This window comes from Arcicella sp. GW458-12-2-14-TSB2, assembly GCF_059423785.1.
In genome coordinates this window covers 1-17268 of the sequence record NZ_JBWKYN010000124.1, presented here as the reverse complement: position 1 = coordinate 17268, position 17268 = coordinate 1, and the positions used below count along the sequence as shown (strand labels likewise).

The window sequence follows — 17268 nt, the reverse complement described above, 5'->3', positions numbered from 1 at the left end:
AGTTTAATGATAGGTTTTACTCATTGAAGTCATCTTGACTTTTTTATTTTCTTAATTACCATAGTAATAAAAGCGATAAAGTTAAATCCCATCCAACTTGAAAGCATTGTATCAATTTAACAAAGACCTATAACTATCTATTCATGCGTTAGTTCTTTCATCTCTTTGTAGCGTTCTTCGTTCATGATGCGAGACCATTTTTGGCCAGTAGCGTTCCTTTTGTGAAGAGCAATATTGGCGATAATTTGTTTTTGATGACATAATTGATGTAAACTTTCAGCATCAAATCGCATCGGTGAATCGCCCTGCATCGGCATTCATAAATAGTCTATCAACTGAAATAGTAGCATCCTCTACCATCATGGTGAGTTCTTCAAAAGTCTGCTCAATGTTAAATAAATCATTGTGATTACCTGAAAATGGCGTTCACATGGATAACACAAATCACTGTTTATCAGTTAAGTAAAGAGCATTAGTTGTTTTCGCTTCTTGACAACCAACTTTCTCTCTACCGAGTATACATGAAGAATGACTTCTATTGATTATTCTAACCTTTTATAGACTTACGATAAGTTTTATAAATCCAATATGTCCCCAAACCAATCAGGATAAACAACCAAAGTTTGCTCAAAAACACTACTACTTCTTCAAAAATATACCATCCAATTTTTAAACTACTCCAAATTCTAAGAAAAAGATTGGGTTTAAAAGCAAAGCTATTATCCATATTAAGGGAAACTTCAATGGTATTAGTCATAGGCTGATACACCTCGACAGTAATATTACTATAATTAATTTGGTCTTTCAAACTCAGCGTTTCTACTTTATTCATATCTGCTTGTGTTTGAGCATCTAATAGATTTTCTTCTGCTTTTGCAGTTTCACTTAATCTTTTACCTTTTTCAGCAATCCCTTTTTGATAACGTTTTTCAAAATCTGAAAAACGTTTTTTAGTTAATTCTTTTGCCATCAAAGAAAAACTTACATCGTCTGCTGTAATGTTTTTATAATCTACAAATGTCATAATTGGTTGGATTTCCCCTAGTACTTTCTCAAAATATTGATTAGGGACTCTCATAGAAATTTGATTAACTACTACATAAGCTTTATTATGTAAAACCGAATCTTCACTGATTTCAACGTCATTGATTTGAATTACGTTGTTTTCTAATTCAGCATGTGTCACAAAACCATCATACTTTTCTACAATATCTTCAATCTGATTTGTAGCTTCTTGTACATTCTTAACTTTCCCTTTTAATTCGCCTGTTTTAATAAATTTTCTGTCTTTAGTGGACTCTGACTGTAAGCCTGCAAAACCATCGTTAGTGATAGTATCAGCACTGTCAGGCAAAATCATAGTCGTCTCAGCTTTTTTTTCTGAACAACCCATAAACATCATCACTGCACTGATGGCAATGGCTAAAAGAGGTAATTGATAAGTTTTCATTGTAATGGGATTTAGTTTTAAATGAAACGTCAGTAATTCCTCAAGCATTTTAAATACTTAAAAACTTATTAAAAAATACTTAAAAAATCATTAAAACAAATTCATATTTATAAAAATAGAGGCTATCATTTTCGGATAGCCTCTACTTAATTATTAACTATTCTACTCTTTTACTGATTTAGCATAAGTTTTATAAATCCAATATCCTCCTAATGCAATCAATATAAAAAACCAGTATGTCGCAAAGAAAATCAATATGTCCTCAATAAAGAACCATCCAGTTTGTAAACTATTCGAGAATCGAGCAAAGAAAGTAGGCTGAACAGCTAACCTATTATCCGTATTAGCAAGAACTTCTACCGTATTTGCCATAGGCTGATATAATTCAATTGTTAGCGTACTATAATTTATTTGATCTTTTAAACTTAAAGCCTGTACTTTGTTCATATCTGCTTGAGTCTGTAATTCTAATAGCTTTTCTTCTGATGTAGTTGTTTCTTTTAATTTTTTACCTTTTTTATCAATCTCTTTGGCATAACGGTCTTCAAATTTTGAAAAACGCTTTTTACTTAATTCAGTAGCTAATAAAGAAGCACTTACATCATCGGCGGCGATATTTTGATGATCAATATATACCATTATAGGTTGAATTTCTCTTAGTACTTTCTCAAAGTATCGACTTGGCACTCTTATCGTAATGCTATTAGTGATTTCATATGTTCTATTGTGCAAAACCGAATCTTCACTAATTTCAACTTCCTCATTTTGAAATGTTCTGGTCTCCAATTCAGCATGCGTTACATAACCATCATACTTTTCTACAACATCCTCAATATGATTTGTAGCTTCTTGTACATCCGTTACTTTACACCTCAAATCTGCCGTTTTAATAATTTTCTTTTTGTCAAGACCTATTGTTGGTTCTTGATTTGACGCAACTTCATTTGTTGACTTTTGCTTTAAAGCAATCACTTCTTTTGATTTTTTTTCAGAAGTAACCTCCTCTTCTTTAGGTTTTTGACCTAAAGCAACATCTTCTTCCGACTTTTGCTCCAAAATAATCTCTTCTTCTGGCTCTTGACCTAAAGCAAAGTCTTCTTCTGACTTTGGCTCAGAAATAGTATCTTCTGCTGGTTTTTGGTCTGAAGCAACATCTTCTTCCGACTTCAGATTATAAGAATCATTTTCCGATGCATACAAAGCTGTAGTGTCAGCAGTTTCGGATGAACTGATAGTCGTTTCAGCCTTTTGTTCTGAACAACTTGTAAACATCATTGCACTCATAGCAATGGCAAAAAGAGATAATTGGTAAGTTTTCATTGGTGATAAAGGATTTAGTTTCCAATGAAACGTCTGCAATTACTCAAGTATTGCAAATACTTAAAAACTTATTAAAAAATACTTAAAATTTTATTAAAATAAATTAAAAGCCATTAAAAAACCTCAAGTTTAGAGGGCTAAACTTGAGGTTTTTGTAAACTATCTTTGAAATTATTAAATTGTAATTAACATCGCTCCATAAGAATATCCTCCACCGAATACGGTTACGATGATATTTTCTCCTTTTTTAAATTCTGTTTTGTGCTCGTCTAATACAATAGCACAGCCTGCACAACCTGTATTACCTAAATACTGAATATTAGAAAGCATAATATCTTCTGAAACACCCAAAGTACCCGCTACATTTTTAGAAATTCTAAGATTTGCCTGATGTGGGGCAATATAGGCTACATCCTCAATCGTAAGGTTATTTCTTTCTAAGATTTGCAAGCTCGCCTTAGGCATATAAGTACAAGCGTTGATAAATACATCTCTACCAAAAGGCATAACAAGTCCTTTTTGATTTAATTTCAAGGTAACACTTTCAGATGCTTTACCCACATTGGCTGCTCCGCCAGTTAATAAATCCTTAATTTCCCAGTTGCTGTCAGCTGTACGTTCCTTGGAAATAGAAACAACAACGGCTCCATCACCCCAAAGATGTCCTGCTTTGGTATCGTCTTCGTTGTTATAAGCAGTATTGTGTTCAGAAGCCACTACTAAAGCTTTGGTAGCTTTGCCAAGAGCAAAATATCCTTGAACAATCTCAATGGCATTTAACAAAGATGAACAAGCAGAAGAAATAGTAACTACTGGTATTTCGCTAACATTAATATGATGTTGGATTGAATGGGCTAATGTAAAAATACTATCATACGGAGTATAAGTTGCACCAACTATTAAATCAACTTCAGCAATATCATAAGGTAAACTCTCTTTAATTTTATCCACAGCCTGAATGGCCATTGTATGCGTATTCTCGTCGGCTGAAGCCTTACGACGTTGGCGAATGCCAGTACGTTCGGTAATCCAGTCGTCAGTTAATCCATTTAATTCTTCAAAATAAGCGTTGGTAATAATTTGTTCGGGCAAATAACTTGCGATAGCGTTTATAAACATTTGGGTTATTTTGGTCTATTCTTGTAAATATCAACGTAATCACTTGACAATGAACTTGGTATAACTTTATGAGTATTCCGATTTCATTGATGACCACAAAAAAATAAATTTTGGGTCTAAATCTAATACAAAGGAACTCAATGTTTTTTCATAGTACAACAATTTATTAGAAATAAACAATTATTACTTAATAAAATCCTGTATTTTTTTGTACTATTTCCATGTTTTTTGGATAAATCTCATAAAACTAAAGTTAAATGCTATATTCAACAAATTTTATCCATTAGAAGGCTCAAAATGATGATTCCCTCAAAAAATGATATATATCAATGTGCTGTCAATACTTTTCATCCTATTTCTACCTTGATTCAGCCTTTTTCTTGAACCAAACTTTTTTGCTTTTGTTGCTTACCTCACTTGATTTTGCAGGTGCTTTTTGAGCAGCTTGAGGGCGTACTTGAATCGGGGCTGATATTTTTGCGCTACTATTTTTAAAAGCATGGTCTTCAATTACTGGAATGTTTTTAGCAATCAGTTTTTGAATATCTCTTAAAAAGGTTTTCTCTTCACTATCACAGAAAGAATAGGCTGTACCGTTTGCTCCTGCCCTGCCCGTACGTCCAATTCTATGTACATAAGTTTCAGGAATATTCGGAATATCAAAATTGATTACATACGCTAAATTATCCACATCAATTCCTCGGGCTGCAATATCTGTAGCGACAAGCACTCTTGTTGTCTTGTTCTTAAAGTTTTCCAAAGCTCTTTGGCGTGCATTTTGGGCTTTATTACCATGAATGGCCTCCGCTTTAATCTCATGTTTTGCCAATACCTTTACTACTTTATCAGCACCATGTTTGGTTCTTGTAAAAACTAATACTGTTTCAATGGATTTATCTTTCAAAATATCCATTAGCAACGCATTTTTTTGGTCTTTTTCTACAAAATACACTGCTTGTTTGATGGTATCTGCCGTTGATGATACAGGAGTTACTTCTACTTTAACAGGCTTATAAAGAATATTATCTGCTAATTTTTGAATTTCAGGAGGCATCGTAGCCGAGAAAAATAGCGATTGGCGTTTGGATGGCAAAAAAGTTAAGATTTTCTTGATGTCATGCACAAAACCCATATCTAACATGCGGTCGGCTTCGTCGAGGATAAAAACTTGAATATCTTTTAAAGTAATAAATCGCTGATTGATTAAATCTAATAATCTACCCGGAGTGGCTACCAAGATATCTACACCATCTTGTAAAACATCTGTCTGACGCCCTTGTTTTACACCACCAAAAATTACGGTGTGCTTAAGCCCTGTAAATCTTCCATAGGCTTTGAAACTATCATCTATTTGTATGGCTAATTCACGTGTGGGCGTAACAATCAATGCTTTGATAGTTCGCTTCGCACGATGTTGAACAGGATGTTGCGTTAAAAGTTGTATCGTAGGAATGGCAAAAGCCGCAGTTTTGCCAGTACCTGTTTGGGCTACTCCTAACAAATCTTTTCCTTGAAGTATTGCTGGAATTGCTTGAGCTTGAATAGGTGTCGGAGTACTATAACCTTCCTCAGCTAGTGCTTTTTGGATAGGTTCAATTAAATTTAATGCTTGAAATGACATGAGAATGTTGTTAAAAACGAAAAGGTTTTGATATGCAAAACGAGCATATAAAACACTAAAAATCAAATGGTTGTTTATTTATGATAAACGTTAAATACTACAGTTTAGTTACAAACAATAGCATTTGTTATAATTTTCTAAAGGATATATTCAACAATTTAGAAAACTCTGAAATTCTTTTTACCTCTGATTGGCTAACAAAGCAAATCGAAATGCCTCTTTTACCCGCTCTGGCAGTTCTACCACTTCGGTGAGTGTAATATTCTGGCTGGTCGGGTAATTGATAGTGAATAACATACGCTAAATCATCAACGTCAATCCCTCGTGCAGAAATATCAGTGGCTACTAATATCTTCAATTTATGGTTTTTGAACGCACGCATTACTTTGTCTCGCTCGCTTTGTTGCAAATCTCCATGGATAGCATCTACTGCTATATTTTTGCTAACAAGTTGTTTAGTCAATGTTTGTACTGCTGCTTTGGTTCTACAAAAAATAATACCAGTAGAAGCACCCATCGTATTCAAAAACTGCAACACATAATTAAATTTCTCGCGTTCATCGCACACAAAAAACTGGTGTTCTATGAGGTTATTCACCACTTCGCTTTTGCTAACTTGAACTGTATGCGTATTTTTAGACATATAAGTGTCTATCAATTTTTGCAAAACGGATGGCAAAGTAGCAGAGAATAGCCATTTTGTACCATCATGAGGTATTTGTCTTAAAATACTATCTAGTTCATCTTTGAAACCCATGCTTAGCATTTCGTCGGCTTCATCCAAAATCAAGGTTTTAACAGCCGTTAAACTCACCGCTTTTCTGGCTAGTAAATCAATTAACCTCCCTGGGGTAGCTACAATAATTTGCGTTGGTTTTGATAATGCTCTTAGCTGAATATCTATTTTTTCACCTCCATACACTGCTTCAACAAATATTTTTTCAGGGGCATATTTTGTCAGTTTAAACAAATGCTTCCCTATTTGTTGACATAGTTCGCGCGTGGGCGCTAATATCAATGCTTGTACTTCTTTTGATTTAGGATTGACCTTCATCAGTAGCGGCAAACCAAAAGCAGCAGTTTTCCCTGTTCCTGTTTGGGCTTGTCCGATAAAATCGTTTTGATTCTTTAATAAATATGGAATTGCTTTTTCCTGTATTTCAGTAGGCTTATTGATGTTCATTTCAGTCATTGCTTGGATGAAATGTTCAGATACGCCTAATTCTTTGAATGTTGCCAAAATTGTGTTTTTTAAGTGACAAAGGTAAGGAAATATTAATGAAGAAGCCCTTTGCCAGAACATGATATAAAAAAGGGCTACAAGTTTGGTTACTTGTAGCCCCAAAACGATAAAGCACAATTACCAAGCCATTCTTGGCAAAGGGCTTACATCTTGTGAACAAAACACTCCTTTTTCTGCTTTGAAATGCGCCGCCATCGCTATCATTCCTGCATTATCTGTGCAGTATTGAAAAGCGGGTATGTACACATTCCAGTTTTCTTGCTCACCCATTTTTTGCAACTCTGCTCTTAATCCAGAATTAGCCGAAACGCCACCCGCAATGGCAATTTCTTTGATTTTATATTGCTTAGCCGCCTTTTTAAGTTTTTGTAATAATATTTTTATCAAGGTAGCCTGCATAGAAGCACAAATATCTGCTATATTTTCCTCTACAAAATTGGCATTTTGTTTAACTTCTTTCTGTAAGAAATACAGGAAAGACGTTTTGATGCCTGAAAAAGAATAGTTCAAGCCTTGCATTTCTACCATTGGAAACGGAAATCTTTCTGGGTTTCCTTCTTTGGCATATTTATCAATCAATGGCCCGCCTGGGTAAGGTAAATTCAACAGTTTTGCAGTTTTATCAAACGCCTCTCCTACCGCATCGTCTTGCGTTTCGCCGATTACTTCCATGTCTAAAGCTGAACGTACAAAAACAATTTGTGTATGTCCGCCACTTACTGTTAAGCATAAAAAGGGGAAATTTGGCTTGGGTTCGTCAATAAAATGTGCCAAAACGTGTGCTTGCATGTGGTGAACATCTATCAAGGGAATATTCAAACCCATTGCTAAAGCTTTTGCAAAGGAAGCCCCTACTAATAATGAACCTAAAAGACCCGGTCCACGCGTAAAAGCAATGGCATTTAGGTCATTTTTTGTTATCTTCGCTCTTTCAAGTGCCTCTGCCACAACAGGTACAATGTGTTGTTGATGTGCACGACTTGCTAATTCAGGTACAACCCCACCCCATTTTGTATGAATGGCTTGGCTTGCTACAATGTTGGAACAAAGTTTGCCGTTAATAATTACAGCCGCTGAGCTGTCATCACATGATGATTCGATTGCTAAGATTGTCATAATAATGCAAAGATAATGAATGCTAGTTGATAGAACATATATAAACCCAATACCTTAGTAATTCTATTGTTTCTCTAAATCTTATTCTTAGCATTCAACCAGTTTTAATATAGTAAAAAATAAATGTTCATAAAGGTTTCTAAAATACTGACAAAAATAATTCTCTACACCGTAGTAGGCTTATTGTTGTTGGCTGTTTTGGGGTCTTTGGCTTTGAGGAGTTCTTATTTACAAACCAGAATTGCTCAATATTACGCACCTAAAATCTCTCAAGCCCTTGGCTATCCTATCGAAATCGACAAAGTAACTATTCGTTTTTTTGATGAAGCTACGCTGGAAGGCGTAAGAGTAAAAGATTATCAGAACCACCAAATGATTGATATTGAAAAGCTCGACCTTGATTTTCAATTAAAAAGTCTTTTACAGGATTCCCTCAAAACAAAGCTAGATTATGTAAGGCTATATCACCCAAAGGTGGGTTTGGTAACGGATAAAAACGGAGATTTGAATATTGATGAATTTATTCGTCGGATTAATAAATTGACGGCTTCGCCTACACCAAACCCCAAGCATAAACCAACGCCTTTTATCATTGGTGAAGCTGATATTGTAGAAGGGATTTTTAGCATGAATGATGAGTCGGAACCTTATATGAACGACCGAAAGTCATTCGACCATTATCATTTCAAGTTGCATGAACTGAATGCACATCTTAAGAATTTTACGTTAATAAGAGATACTGTTACTTTTCAGACAACGCTAAAAGCCTACGACCGTTCATCTGACCTCAGGATTAAAACCCTGAAAACACATTTCTTGATTTCGGATACACAGATGCGTTTTGATGATTTATTACTGAAAGTGAATAGTTCAGTAATAAGAAATAACATCGTAATGTCGTTCAAAAGTCAAAAAGACTTTAAACATTGGAATGCTAGGGTAAAAATGCATGCTAATTTCGACTCTTCAGTAGTAGTAGCCAACGACATTGCTCGCTTTGTAAATGATATGTATCAATACAAAGATGTGTATTACCTCAATGGCAAATTTGATGGTACTGTGAATGAGTTTAAACTTCATAATTTTGATTTATACTTCGGGCAAAAATCTAAGCTACGGGGTGATTTTTCGTTTAAAGGACTTCCTGATATTCCTACAACAGATATGGATTTCAACATGCGGAAATCGTATGTTTTTGTCAACGACTTAGAGAAATACATTGGGAAAGACCCTGTAAAAGCCATTGAAAAATTTAATAATATTACTTTTGATGGAGCGTTCAAAGGGACGACTTCTAATTTTAAAACGACGGGCTTGATTACCTCTGATTTAGGGAAATCGGATGTGGATGTAGCGATGGTTTTAAAAGCTAACGAAGCTAATTCTACTTATAAAGGCTCATTGAAATTAGAAGATTTTAAATTAGGCAAACTAATTGAAAATGCAGGCTCGTTGGGTGACATCTCTCTTTCTGGCAAGATAGAGGGCATAGGCTTTTCACTGAAAAATGCTAGTTTAAATTTTGATGGAACCGTCAAGCAAATCACTTACAACGATTATAATTACAAGAATATTGATATTAATGGTAAACTAGCCAAAGAGCTTTTTGATGGTAGAATTGCTGTTAAAGATACCAACTTGGTGCTTAACGTATTTAGTAAAGTAGATTTACGCAATGGCAAAAGCGATGTAGATATGCTGGGTAAATTATCTAAAGCTAACCTAAAACACCTTCATTTCACCAAAGATGACTGGCGGATTTCTACCATTCTTGATGTTCAATCAAAAGGGAAAAATATTGATGAATTAGTAGGCAAGGCAAAGTTTATCAACACGTATGTTACGCTAGACAAAAGAAACTTAATCCTTGATTCTCTTTATATTACCTCAACAATTGAAGACATAGGAAGAAAATTGAATATCGAATCAGATTTAGTAAACTTAGACTTCAAAGGCAATTTCAAACCTAGTCAGGCTTTCGAAGATTTAAAGGTACTTGTTGAGGAATATAAAATTTATTTTGTGGGTGACGAAGCTACTAGAAATGCATACTATGCCAAAAAACCATTAACACCTCCACAGAATTATCAAATAGACTATCAATTCTACCTCAAAAACTTTGACCCCATTCTAGGCTTTTATTACCCCGATGGTCATATTTCAAAAAAGACTTTGATAGAAGGCACTTTCGGAATTAGTAATACTTCTACCTTTTCGCTTAGTTCCAAAATAGATACATTGGTATTGGGTCAAAAATATCGTTTCTATCAGTTGGATATAGATTTGAATAGTTCGAAATTTTATAACACGCCAGAAATACTAGCGTCTTTGATTCTGAATTCCAAAAAACAAAAACTTGGCGTATTAGCCCCTACTGTGAACCTTGAAGCTGAAGCATCTTGGGCAGTAGATAGAATTGGATTTACGACTGGTCTTAAACAAGAAGGAACAACCAACCAAGTAAACTTGAACGGTACTTTACAGTTTATTCAAGACGGTTTGGCCTTGCAATTCAAGCGTTCTAAGTTCCATTTATTAGATCAAGACTGGAAAATTAGTCCAGACAACTCGCTGACAATTATTGGCAACGAAATCACAGCGAAAGACTTATACTTGAGCAATTTAGACCAACTGATAGCCTTAAATGGTACGCTTTCGGAAGATTCGCTCAAGAACCTGACGTTCAAAGCCAAAAATTTTCAGTTAGAAACCCTAGCACCTATCATTTCATTGAATATGAAAGGATTAGTGAATGGTGAGGTTGATTTAAAAAATATTTATAAAAATATAAACGTTGACAGTCGTCTGAGCATTAAAGATTTATATGTTGATAATTTCTTGATTGGAAATGTAACGGGTGATGGCATTTTTGATAACGAACGCCAATTGGTTGACATCAACTATTCATTGGAACGTTTGCAGAACCAAGTGTTGACTATCAGAGGTATTTATGACCCTAAGCAAGCCGAAAACTCGCTAGACTTATTAGCGACCTTGAACCAAACAAATCTGCAAATTTTAGAGCCTTTTACGAAAGGACTTTTCTCTAAAATTGGTGGCGTAGCCATAGGTACAATCAATGTTTCTGGAAAACCTTCGCACCCAATTTTGGAAGGAGCAATTGATATTAAAAGAGGAACGCTGTTCTTTGACTACCTTAAATCGACACTGAACTTTGAAGATAAAATCACGTTTGAGCCCGACGAGGTAAGGGCTAAAAGTCTTCGCCTTACGGACGACGAAGGCAATAAAGGGACATTGAAAGGCAGTGTTTTCTTTGATGGTGACAAGACATTTAATGTTCAGTTAAGTACGACGATGAATCGTTTCAAAATTTTGAATACCACCAGAAGAGATAACGATACCTATTATGGCACCGCCTACGCAACAGGAAAACTAAATTTAGGAGGCACGTTTGATAACTTAACTATCTCAGCCGACTTAAGAAGTGACCGAGGAACAAAATTGTATATTCCGCTTGATAAAGCTCAAGATGCTGGGAACCAAGAAGAGATTGAATTTATGAGTGCGAGGGTAGTCAAAGATTCTCTTAATAAAAACTTAGCCCTTAATAATACCTCAACTAGTGGTATTAAAATGGATTTCAACTTTGAAATTACGCCTGATGCCTATGGCGAAGTACAGTTCGACAAACAAACTGGTGATATTATGCGTGCGAATGGGTCGGGTATTATTAACCTGAAAGTGGATACCAGAGGAGGCTTTGATATGACGGGTGATTATAACATAGAGCGTGGAGATTATACCTTTACGTTTCAGAACATTATCAATAAAAAGTTTAATATTCAACGAGGAAGTAAAATCTCATGGTCGGGTAATCCATACGAAGCCATTGTTGATATTCGTGCCGCTTATACTCAAAATTTAAGCTATTTGGGTTCAATAATAGATTCAACGGGTAGAGGGAAAGAATTGCGTAGCAAAGCAGATTATACTCGACGCTATCCTGTAGATATTACGATTAACTTAAAAGATAGGTTGTTACAACCAACCATTTCGTTTAATTTGAGAATGCACGATTATCCTCAAAACCCTGATTTTAATTCGGCTGTTACCGCTTTTGAAAACAGGATGAAAACGGATGAGCAAGAATTAAACAGACAGGTAAGTAATGTGTTGTTGTTAGGACAAATGGTTTCGCAGACGAATGCTAGTGCCTTTGCAGCGGCTAACTTAGTGAGTAATTTAACGGAGCTATTATCCAATCAGTTGAGTAATGTATTCTCTAAGATTGACCAAAACCTAAATGTTGACCTATCGCTCAATGGTAATGGATTGAACCAAGATTTAATCAATAATTTACAACTTAGGCTTTCCTATAATTTCAACGACCGTTTTAGGATTACACGAAGCGGAGGATTTACTACGGCCACCAATCAAACCAATGCCCAATCACTTATTGGCGACTGGGCATTGGAATGGTTTATTACGAAAGACGGAAGCCTGAGATTTAAAACATATAACAGAAATATTCAAACATCTATCTTAGGTGCATTGAATACCTATCAGACTTTTACGTCGGGTGGAGCTAGTTTGCTATACACCAAAAGTTTTAACTACTTATTTATTAACAGAAAGAAAGCTAGAAATCCACTAGCCCAAACAGACGAGCCTGTTATTATCAATCCGTAGTTTAAACGGTCAAATCAACTTTCCCTTCAAAAGCTCTGATGGCTGGGCCAATTAAGAAAATGTTTTGGTAGCCGTTTTCAGTTCGCTCGAACTCAATTCTTAGCTGTCCGCCCATCACTTTTATATCTACAAAATTTTCAAAACCCAAACGAATATTGGCAGATAAAGCACAAGCCGTCACTCCTGTTCCACAAGCATAAGTTTCATCTTCAACACCACGTTCATACGTACGTACAGATAAAGCGTTTTCGCCAGTTACCTCTACAAAATTCACATTCGTTCCCCCCTTGCTTACAAAAGGTTCACCATAACGTATAGTCTTGCCAGTATTAAATACATCATAGTTAGCCAAGTCACTCACATACGTTACATAATGTGGCGAGCCAGTATTCATAAAATCATATTCAGGTGTTTCATCAATTTGATTTACATCAATCATTTTCAATGAAATCACCTCTTTAGTCACTTTAGCCTCATGTTCGCCATCAACGGCAATGAATACGGTAGAGTCGCCAATAATACCTAAATCATGGGCAAAACGCACTAAGCATCTACCACCATTACCACACATTGAGCCCTCTGTACCATCCGCATTGAAATAAACCATCCTGAAATCATAGCCCTCTGCTTCTTGCAAGAGCATTAAACCATCTGCACCAATCCCAAAACGACGATGACATAAATGGGCAATCAATTCTTGTGAAATAGGAAAAGTTTGTGAACGGTCATCTACCACTACAAAATCATTACCAGTACCTTGATATTTATAAAACTTCATCTTAAATGTATTCTACTGTTGTATATTCCTTGAAAATCTACGCAATATTATAACGCTCTTTTAATATATTCAAATGGTGGCGTTCATGTCCAGCAATCATCCAAACCAGAGCCCTTGCCGAAACTGCATTTCCATTCGCTATTCCAATCCTAGACGCTACTTCTTCAGAGAATGATGAAAACAGGGCGATAGAGCTTTCTCTTACTAAACGATACTGTTCTAACAAAGATTCAAAAGGTTGTTCATTAAAATCAGAGGCATCCATGTATTCATTTTCATCAAAACTGGGTAAAGATTGTTTTTCACCCCTAGCAATTGCTAAAGCTCGGTAGCCAAAAATGCGTTCTGTATCGGTAAGATGTCCCAAAATTTGTTGTGGAGTCCACTTTCCAACGGCATATCGATACATTTTTTGCTCTTCAGACAAATTTTTATATAAATTTTTTACGACATCTTTCTGCACTGTAAGTACTTCAATAACATTTTGACTTTCAACCTTTTCTATATAAAAAGAAAAATACTTACCATCAGGAAACTCGTTTTCAAAAGGTTTTCTCATTATTTTTTTTGATTTTTTTTTGACAAAGGTATTGTATTCTAAAATAAAACGACTAATTTTGCATCACAATAAAACAACGGGGTAACAAAAAGTTAACAAGCTGTTAAAATTGTAAAAAGGTTTGGTAGTTCAGTTGGTTAGAATACATGCCTGTCACGCATGGGGTCGCGGGTTCGAGTCCCGTCCAGACCGCAAAAGCACTCAGAAATGGGTGCTTTTTTGGTTTTATGAGAGTTTCAAAAAGCTTCATATTTTTTGCAAATAATCAATCGATTCTAACTCATCTATAGTATAAATTATCTTTTTTATTTATCTTGCTTATACAATACACTTAAAAGCATCATAATGGATAATTACTTTTTGATGATGTTAAGAGCTATCAGAGAGCAAGAAGAAGTAATTCTCTATAATGACATCCTTCAAGTTTCAGAGCCTGAACAACATCAAGCTATAGCATATTTAAATCAGGTTTATCAACAAGAATCTTTAGAATACCCGTATCAATCTCCACCGTTTGACTCCTCCGCTGGACTTTGGGCAGCAAAAACTGTTTATGTTGCATCTCAATTACTGTTATATAGAAAAAATACACAGTCGGACTTATTATCTTTATTACCTGAATTTGCACTTCCAAAAACAAGTGCAGGAGTACTCTCTGTAGATTTAACGTTACGTTTTCTGCCAGATATTATTACTCAATTGGACATACTAAATCCAGAAGACGAACTCATTCCTATTTTGGAAAAACACCTTTATACTTGGCATTATTCTGGAGTATCGTATCCCCTATCGGTTGAAAACCTTGACTTCTCAATTGAAACTTCAGACCCTTGTCTACGACAATTGTATGCTAATCGAATTATTGAATACCGAAGAAAGCCATTGGAAGAAACCACAGCCTTTGCGGATATTGTAGGGGCTTCATTAGGAAATTATCGTGATTTTTTTTGGAAAAATTATTAAAATATTAAAAATATCGGCTACAGGCCATAATGACGTTTTATGAACTCTATTGACAAGTTAAATCAGGTACTATCCTATATTAAAGCTTCTTTTATCGGTAAAGACGAAATTGTTGATTTGCTGGGTATAAGCCTTATTGCAAGAGAAAATGCTTTTTTGCTCGGTCCTCCGGGGACAGCTAAAAGTGCTATTATCCGAATGCTATCGAAAGGCATTGAAAATGGGAATAATTTTGAATATTTACTTACACGCTTTACCGAACCGAACGAAATATTTGGGCCTTTTGACATTCGAAAATTAAAAGAAGGCGAATTAATTACAAATACTGAAGGCATGATGCCCGAAGCATCAATGGTTTTTTTAGATGAAATATTCAATGCCAATAGTGCTATTTTGAATAGTTTATTAATGGCATTGAATGAACGTATCTTTCGCAGAGGCAAAGAAACTCGTAAACTTCCAGCTTTGATGTTTGTAGGTGCAAGTAATGTGTTGCCTGAAGATGAAACACTTAATGCTTTACTAGACCGTTTCTTGATTCGAGTAAAATGCGATTATGTAAATCCCGATTTATTAGAAAGCGTTTTAATAGAAGGATGGAAATTACAAAGAGATGATAACACTGCTATGCCAACTATTAGCCCAAGTGAAATTATAGAACTTCAGCAATTAAGTAAAACTGTTGATTTATCCCCTATTAGAAAACAATATGTTGACCTGCTTCATAACTTAAGAAATACTGGAATTAAAATATCAGATAGACGTGCTGTTAAAATTCAGAATTTACTGGTTGCAAGTGCCCTAATTTGTGGAAGAACAGAAGCTATCATTTCTGACTTTTGGGTAATAAAGTATATCTGGGATACAGAAGAGCAAATTGAAATTTTGGCAGGAATAATTGATGGTATTATCGGTAAGGAAGTCACGCCACAAAGTCATCAACAAGCTTTATTCAATAAAGTACCTAACAGTGAAGAATTAATCAAAGAAATAATAATGTTGGCTGAAAAATGGGAAAACGGTGGTTTGTCATTTGAAGAAAAAAATGTAATTAAAGATAAATTACGCTATGTTCAAAATAGAAGTGGCTGGATTAAAAATCAAGAGCATAAACAACATATTCAAGAAAAAATAGAATCGTTATGGCACAAAATACTTCAGACGTTATAAATTATTTTTTGGCCATTGACGAGCAACATATTGATTTTTTAGGTAAAATCAGGCACTGGGATAACCTGAAAATTGGAACAGAAGACAATCTGTATTGGGTGAAAAATTTATCCTATGAACAAATTGATAGCTTGGAAGTAAAAACTATTCCTTTCAAAACGATTTATTATGCCCAAGAAAACAAATTATTCAAACAAGGAAGTCTATTACCTGAGCGCACTATTCCAACTTTACTATGGACTCCAATAGAAAGAGGTTTATCAATTGAACTTCCTAATTATAATTTCAACTATTTCGGTATAAACGAAAAAGTTGAAATCAAGCTTGTTGAATCAGACAGTGAAAAGCCTGTCGTAGGAATGCTTGTAAAGAAGCATATTTTAGAAGCATATATACAACATGCTCCAGCAATCCGTTTTCAAAAATTAGAATGGGTAATTATAAACGATGAGTCTATTTTTATTGTAGGAGAACCGAACTTACCTATTCAAGGAGATATTTTTTGGAAGATTAACAACTTCTTTTTACCGATAGGATACGCTTTTGAATTCCCTATTTTAATCAATATTATAGCCAAAACAATTAACCCTACTTCTCAAAATTATATTATTTATTACACTCAAAATGACTATTATTTAATAAATAAGTATGATTTCCAACCACTTTCAATAAGTTCATTCAGATTGAGTTTTTATAACCTATGACACTGTACGAATATTTTCAATCAACACATAATTATTTCTGGCAATGGGAATATGACTTTGAAGAGGCAGATGATAATGAGATTATTAGCATCCCTCGAGGAAATACTATTGCCTATAAAAATATGGTAATTGATATTATTGATAAACTTAGTTTGCAAGGAACACCCTCATTTGGAGCTTTACTTTTGCTGATTATAGCTACTAACCCCAATGCACAACATGATATTAATAAGATTGATAACTTCATTAAAACCTATTTAATCAAGCAAACTTTATTTACTTCTAGAAACTCCACCATCGTTTCAGATACAATAGATTTTTTGCATTTGGTAAGTAGATTACCTAAGGAATATAAAGTTGGTGCTAATCGAATTTTGTTGTTTCAAACTTTGATGCAAAAAAACCATAATTCCGTATCTTATAAAAAGATAAGACCAATTGTTAATGCCATTAAATTAAAAAGATATAATAAAGAACAATTAATGACTCCGATTGACTTTAATGAAGCTATTTTTATTAAAGATTTCAGAACCATTAGTTTAGTAGCGAATAAGTTTCGTTCTGTAGAGGAT

General features: G+C 34.7%; 14 protein-coding genes and 1 tRNA gene. 6 read left to right on the top strand and 9 right to left on the bottom strand.

Translation table 11 applies throughout. The annotated features are described in order from the left end of the window. Nucleotides 1–137: 137 nt before the first annotated feature. From AC07XN_RS16720 to tsaD, 7 genes are all read right to left on the bottom strand, one after another. Nucleotides 138–311, bottom strand: coding sequence for a hypothetical protein (locus AC07XN_RS16720; protein ID WP_494743898.1), 174 nt, complete (start codon nt 309–311; stop codon nt 138–140). A 236-nt stretch (nt 312–547) separates the two neighbouring features. Further along, nucleotides 548–1450 (bottom strand): DUF4349 domain-containing protein, encoded by a 903-nt coding sequence (locus AC07XN_RS16715; RefSeq protein ID WP_494743897.1) that lies wholly within the window; start codon nt 1448–1450, stop codon nt 548–550. 162 nt (nt 1451–1612) lie between these two features. Beyond that, nucleotides 1613–2770, bottom strand: coding sequence for a DUF4349 domain-containing protein (locus AC07XN_RS16710; protein WP_494743896.1), 1158 nt, complete (start codon nt 2768–2770; stop codon nt 1613–1615). Nucleotides 2771–2944: 174 nt separating this feature from the next. Beyond that, a complete protein-coding gene (locus AC07XN_RS16705; RefSeq protein ID WP_309913767.1) occupies nt 2945–3889 on the bottom strand; it encodes a 3-oxoacyl-ACP synthase III family protein in 945 nt (314 codons plus the stop codon). Nucleotides 3890–4247: 358 nt separating this feature from the next. Further along, the gene (locus AC07XN_RS16700) at nt 4248–5510 is read right to left on the bottom strand and encodes a DEAD/DEAH box helicase (protein WP_494743895.1); all 1263 of its coding nucleotides are present in this window, start codon (nt 5508–5510) and stop codon (nt 4248–4250) included. A gap of 127 nt (nt 5511–5637) precedes the next feature. Continuing rightward, nucleotides 5638–6750: a DEAD/DEAH box helicase gene (locus AC07XN_RS16695; protein WP_494743894.1), complete on the bottom strand. Its 1113-nt coding sequence runs from the start codon at nt 6748–6750 to the stop codon at nt 5638–5640. Nucleotides 6751–6870: 120 nt separating this feature from the next. Beyond that, entirely contained in the window at nt 6871–7869 is a 999-nt protein-coding gene (gene tsaD, locus AC07XN_RS16690; RefSeq protein WP_494743893.1) for a tRNA (adenosine(37)-N6)-threonylcarbamoyltransferase complex transferase subunit TsaD, read from the bottom strand. Between the two features lie 123 nt (nt 7870–7992). On the opposite strand from tsaD, the gene AC07XN_RS16685 reads away from it, so the two are divergent. Beyond that, entirely contained in the window at nt 7993–12522 is a 4530-nt protein-coding gene (locus AC07XN_RS16685) for a translocation/assembly module TamB domain-containing protein (RefSeq protein WP_494743892.1), read from the top strand. A 1-nt stretch (nt 12523) separates the two neighbouring features. Here AC07XN_RS16685 and dapF read toward each other — a convergent pair whose 3' ends face one another. Together dapF and AC07XN_RS16675 are read right to left on the bottom strand one after the other, a co-directional pair. Next, on the bottom strand, nt 12524–13300 hold the full coding sequence (dapF, locus tag AC07XN_RS16680; RefSeq protein WP_494743891.1) for a diaminopimelate epimerase: 777 nt from the start codon (nt 13298–13300) through the stop codon (nt 12524–12526). Nucleotides 13301–13337: 37 nt separating this feature from the next. Continuing rightward, nucleotides 13338–13859 carry a DinB family protein gene (locus AC07XN_RS16675; protein ID WP_494743890.1) on the bottom strand — a complete coding sequence of 174 codons (522 nt, stop codon included), beginning with the start codon at nt 13857–13859 and terminating at the stop codon, nt 13338–13340. A gap of 118 nt (nt 13860–13977) precedes the next feature. On the opposite strand from AC07XN_RS16675, the gene AC07XN_RS16670 reads away from it, so the two are divergent. From AC07XN_RS16670 to AC07XN_RS16650, 5 genes are all read left to right on the top strand, one after another. Continuing rightward, nucleotides 13978–14051: transfer RNA gene (locus tag AC07XN_RS16670), tRNA-Asp, on the top strand. A 153-nt stretch (nt 14052–14204) separates the two neighbouring features. After that, the gene (locus AC07XN_RS16665) at nt 14205–14822 is read left to right on the top strand and encodes a conflict system bpX4 domain-containing protein (protein WP_309913720.1); all 618 of its coding nucleotides are present in this window, start codon (nt 14205–14207) and stop codon (nt 14820–14822) included. A gap of 39 nt (nt 14823–14861) precedes the next feature. Next, nucleotides 14862–15992, top strand: a complete 1131-nt coding sequence (locus tag AC07XN_RS16660; RefSeq protein ID WP_309913718.1) for an AAA family ATPase — start codon at nt 14862–14864, stop codon at nt 15990–15992. Next, complete coding sequence (locus AC07XN_RS16655; RefSeq protein WP_494743889.1) at nt 15965–16696, top strand: hypothetical protein; 732 nt, start codon at nt 15965–15967, stop codon at nt 16694–16696. The genes AC07XN_RS16660 and AC07XN_RS16655 overlap by 28 nt, the downstream gene beginning before the upstream one ends. Further along, nucleotides 16693–17268: hypothetical protein (locus AC07XN_RS16650; RefSeq protein WP_494743888.1), on the top strand; the 576-nt coding region annotated here is incomplete at its 3' end. The genes AC07XN_RS16655 and AC07XN_RS16650, both read left to right, overlap by 4 nt.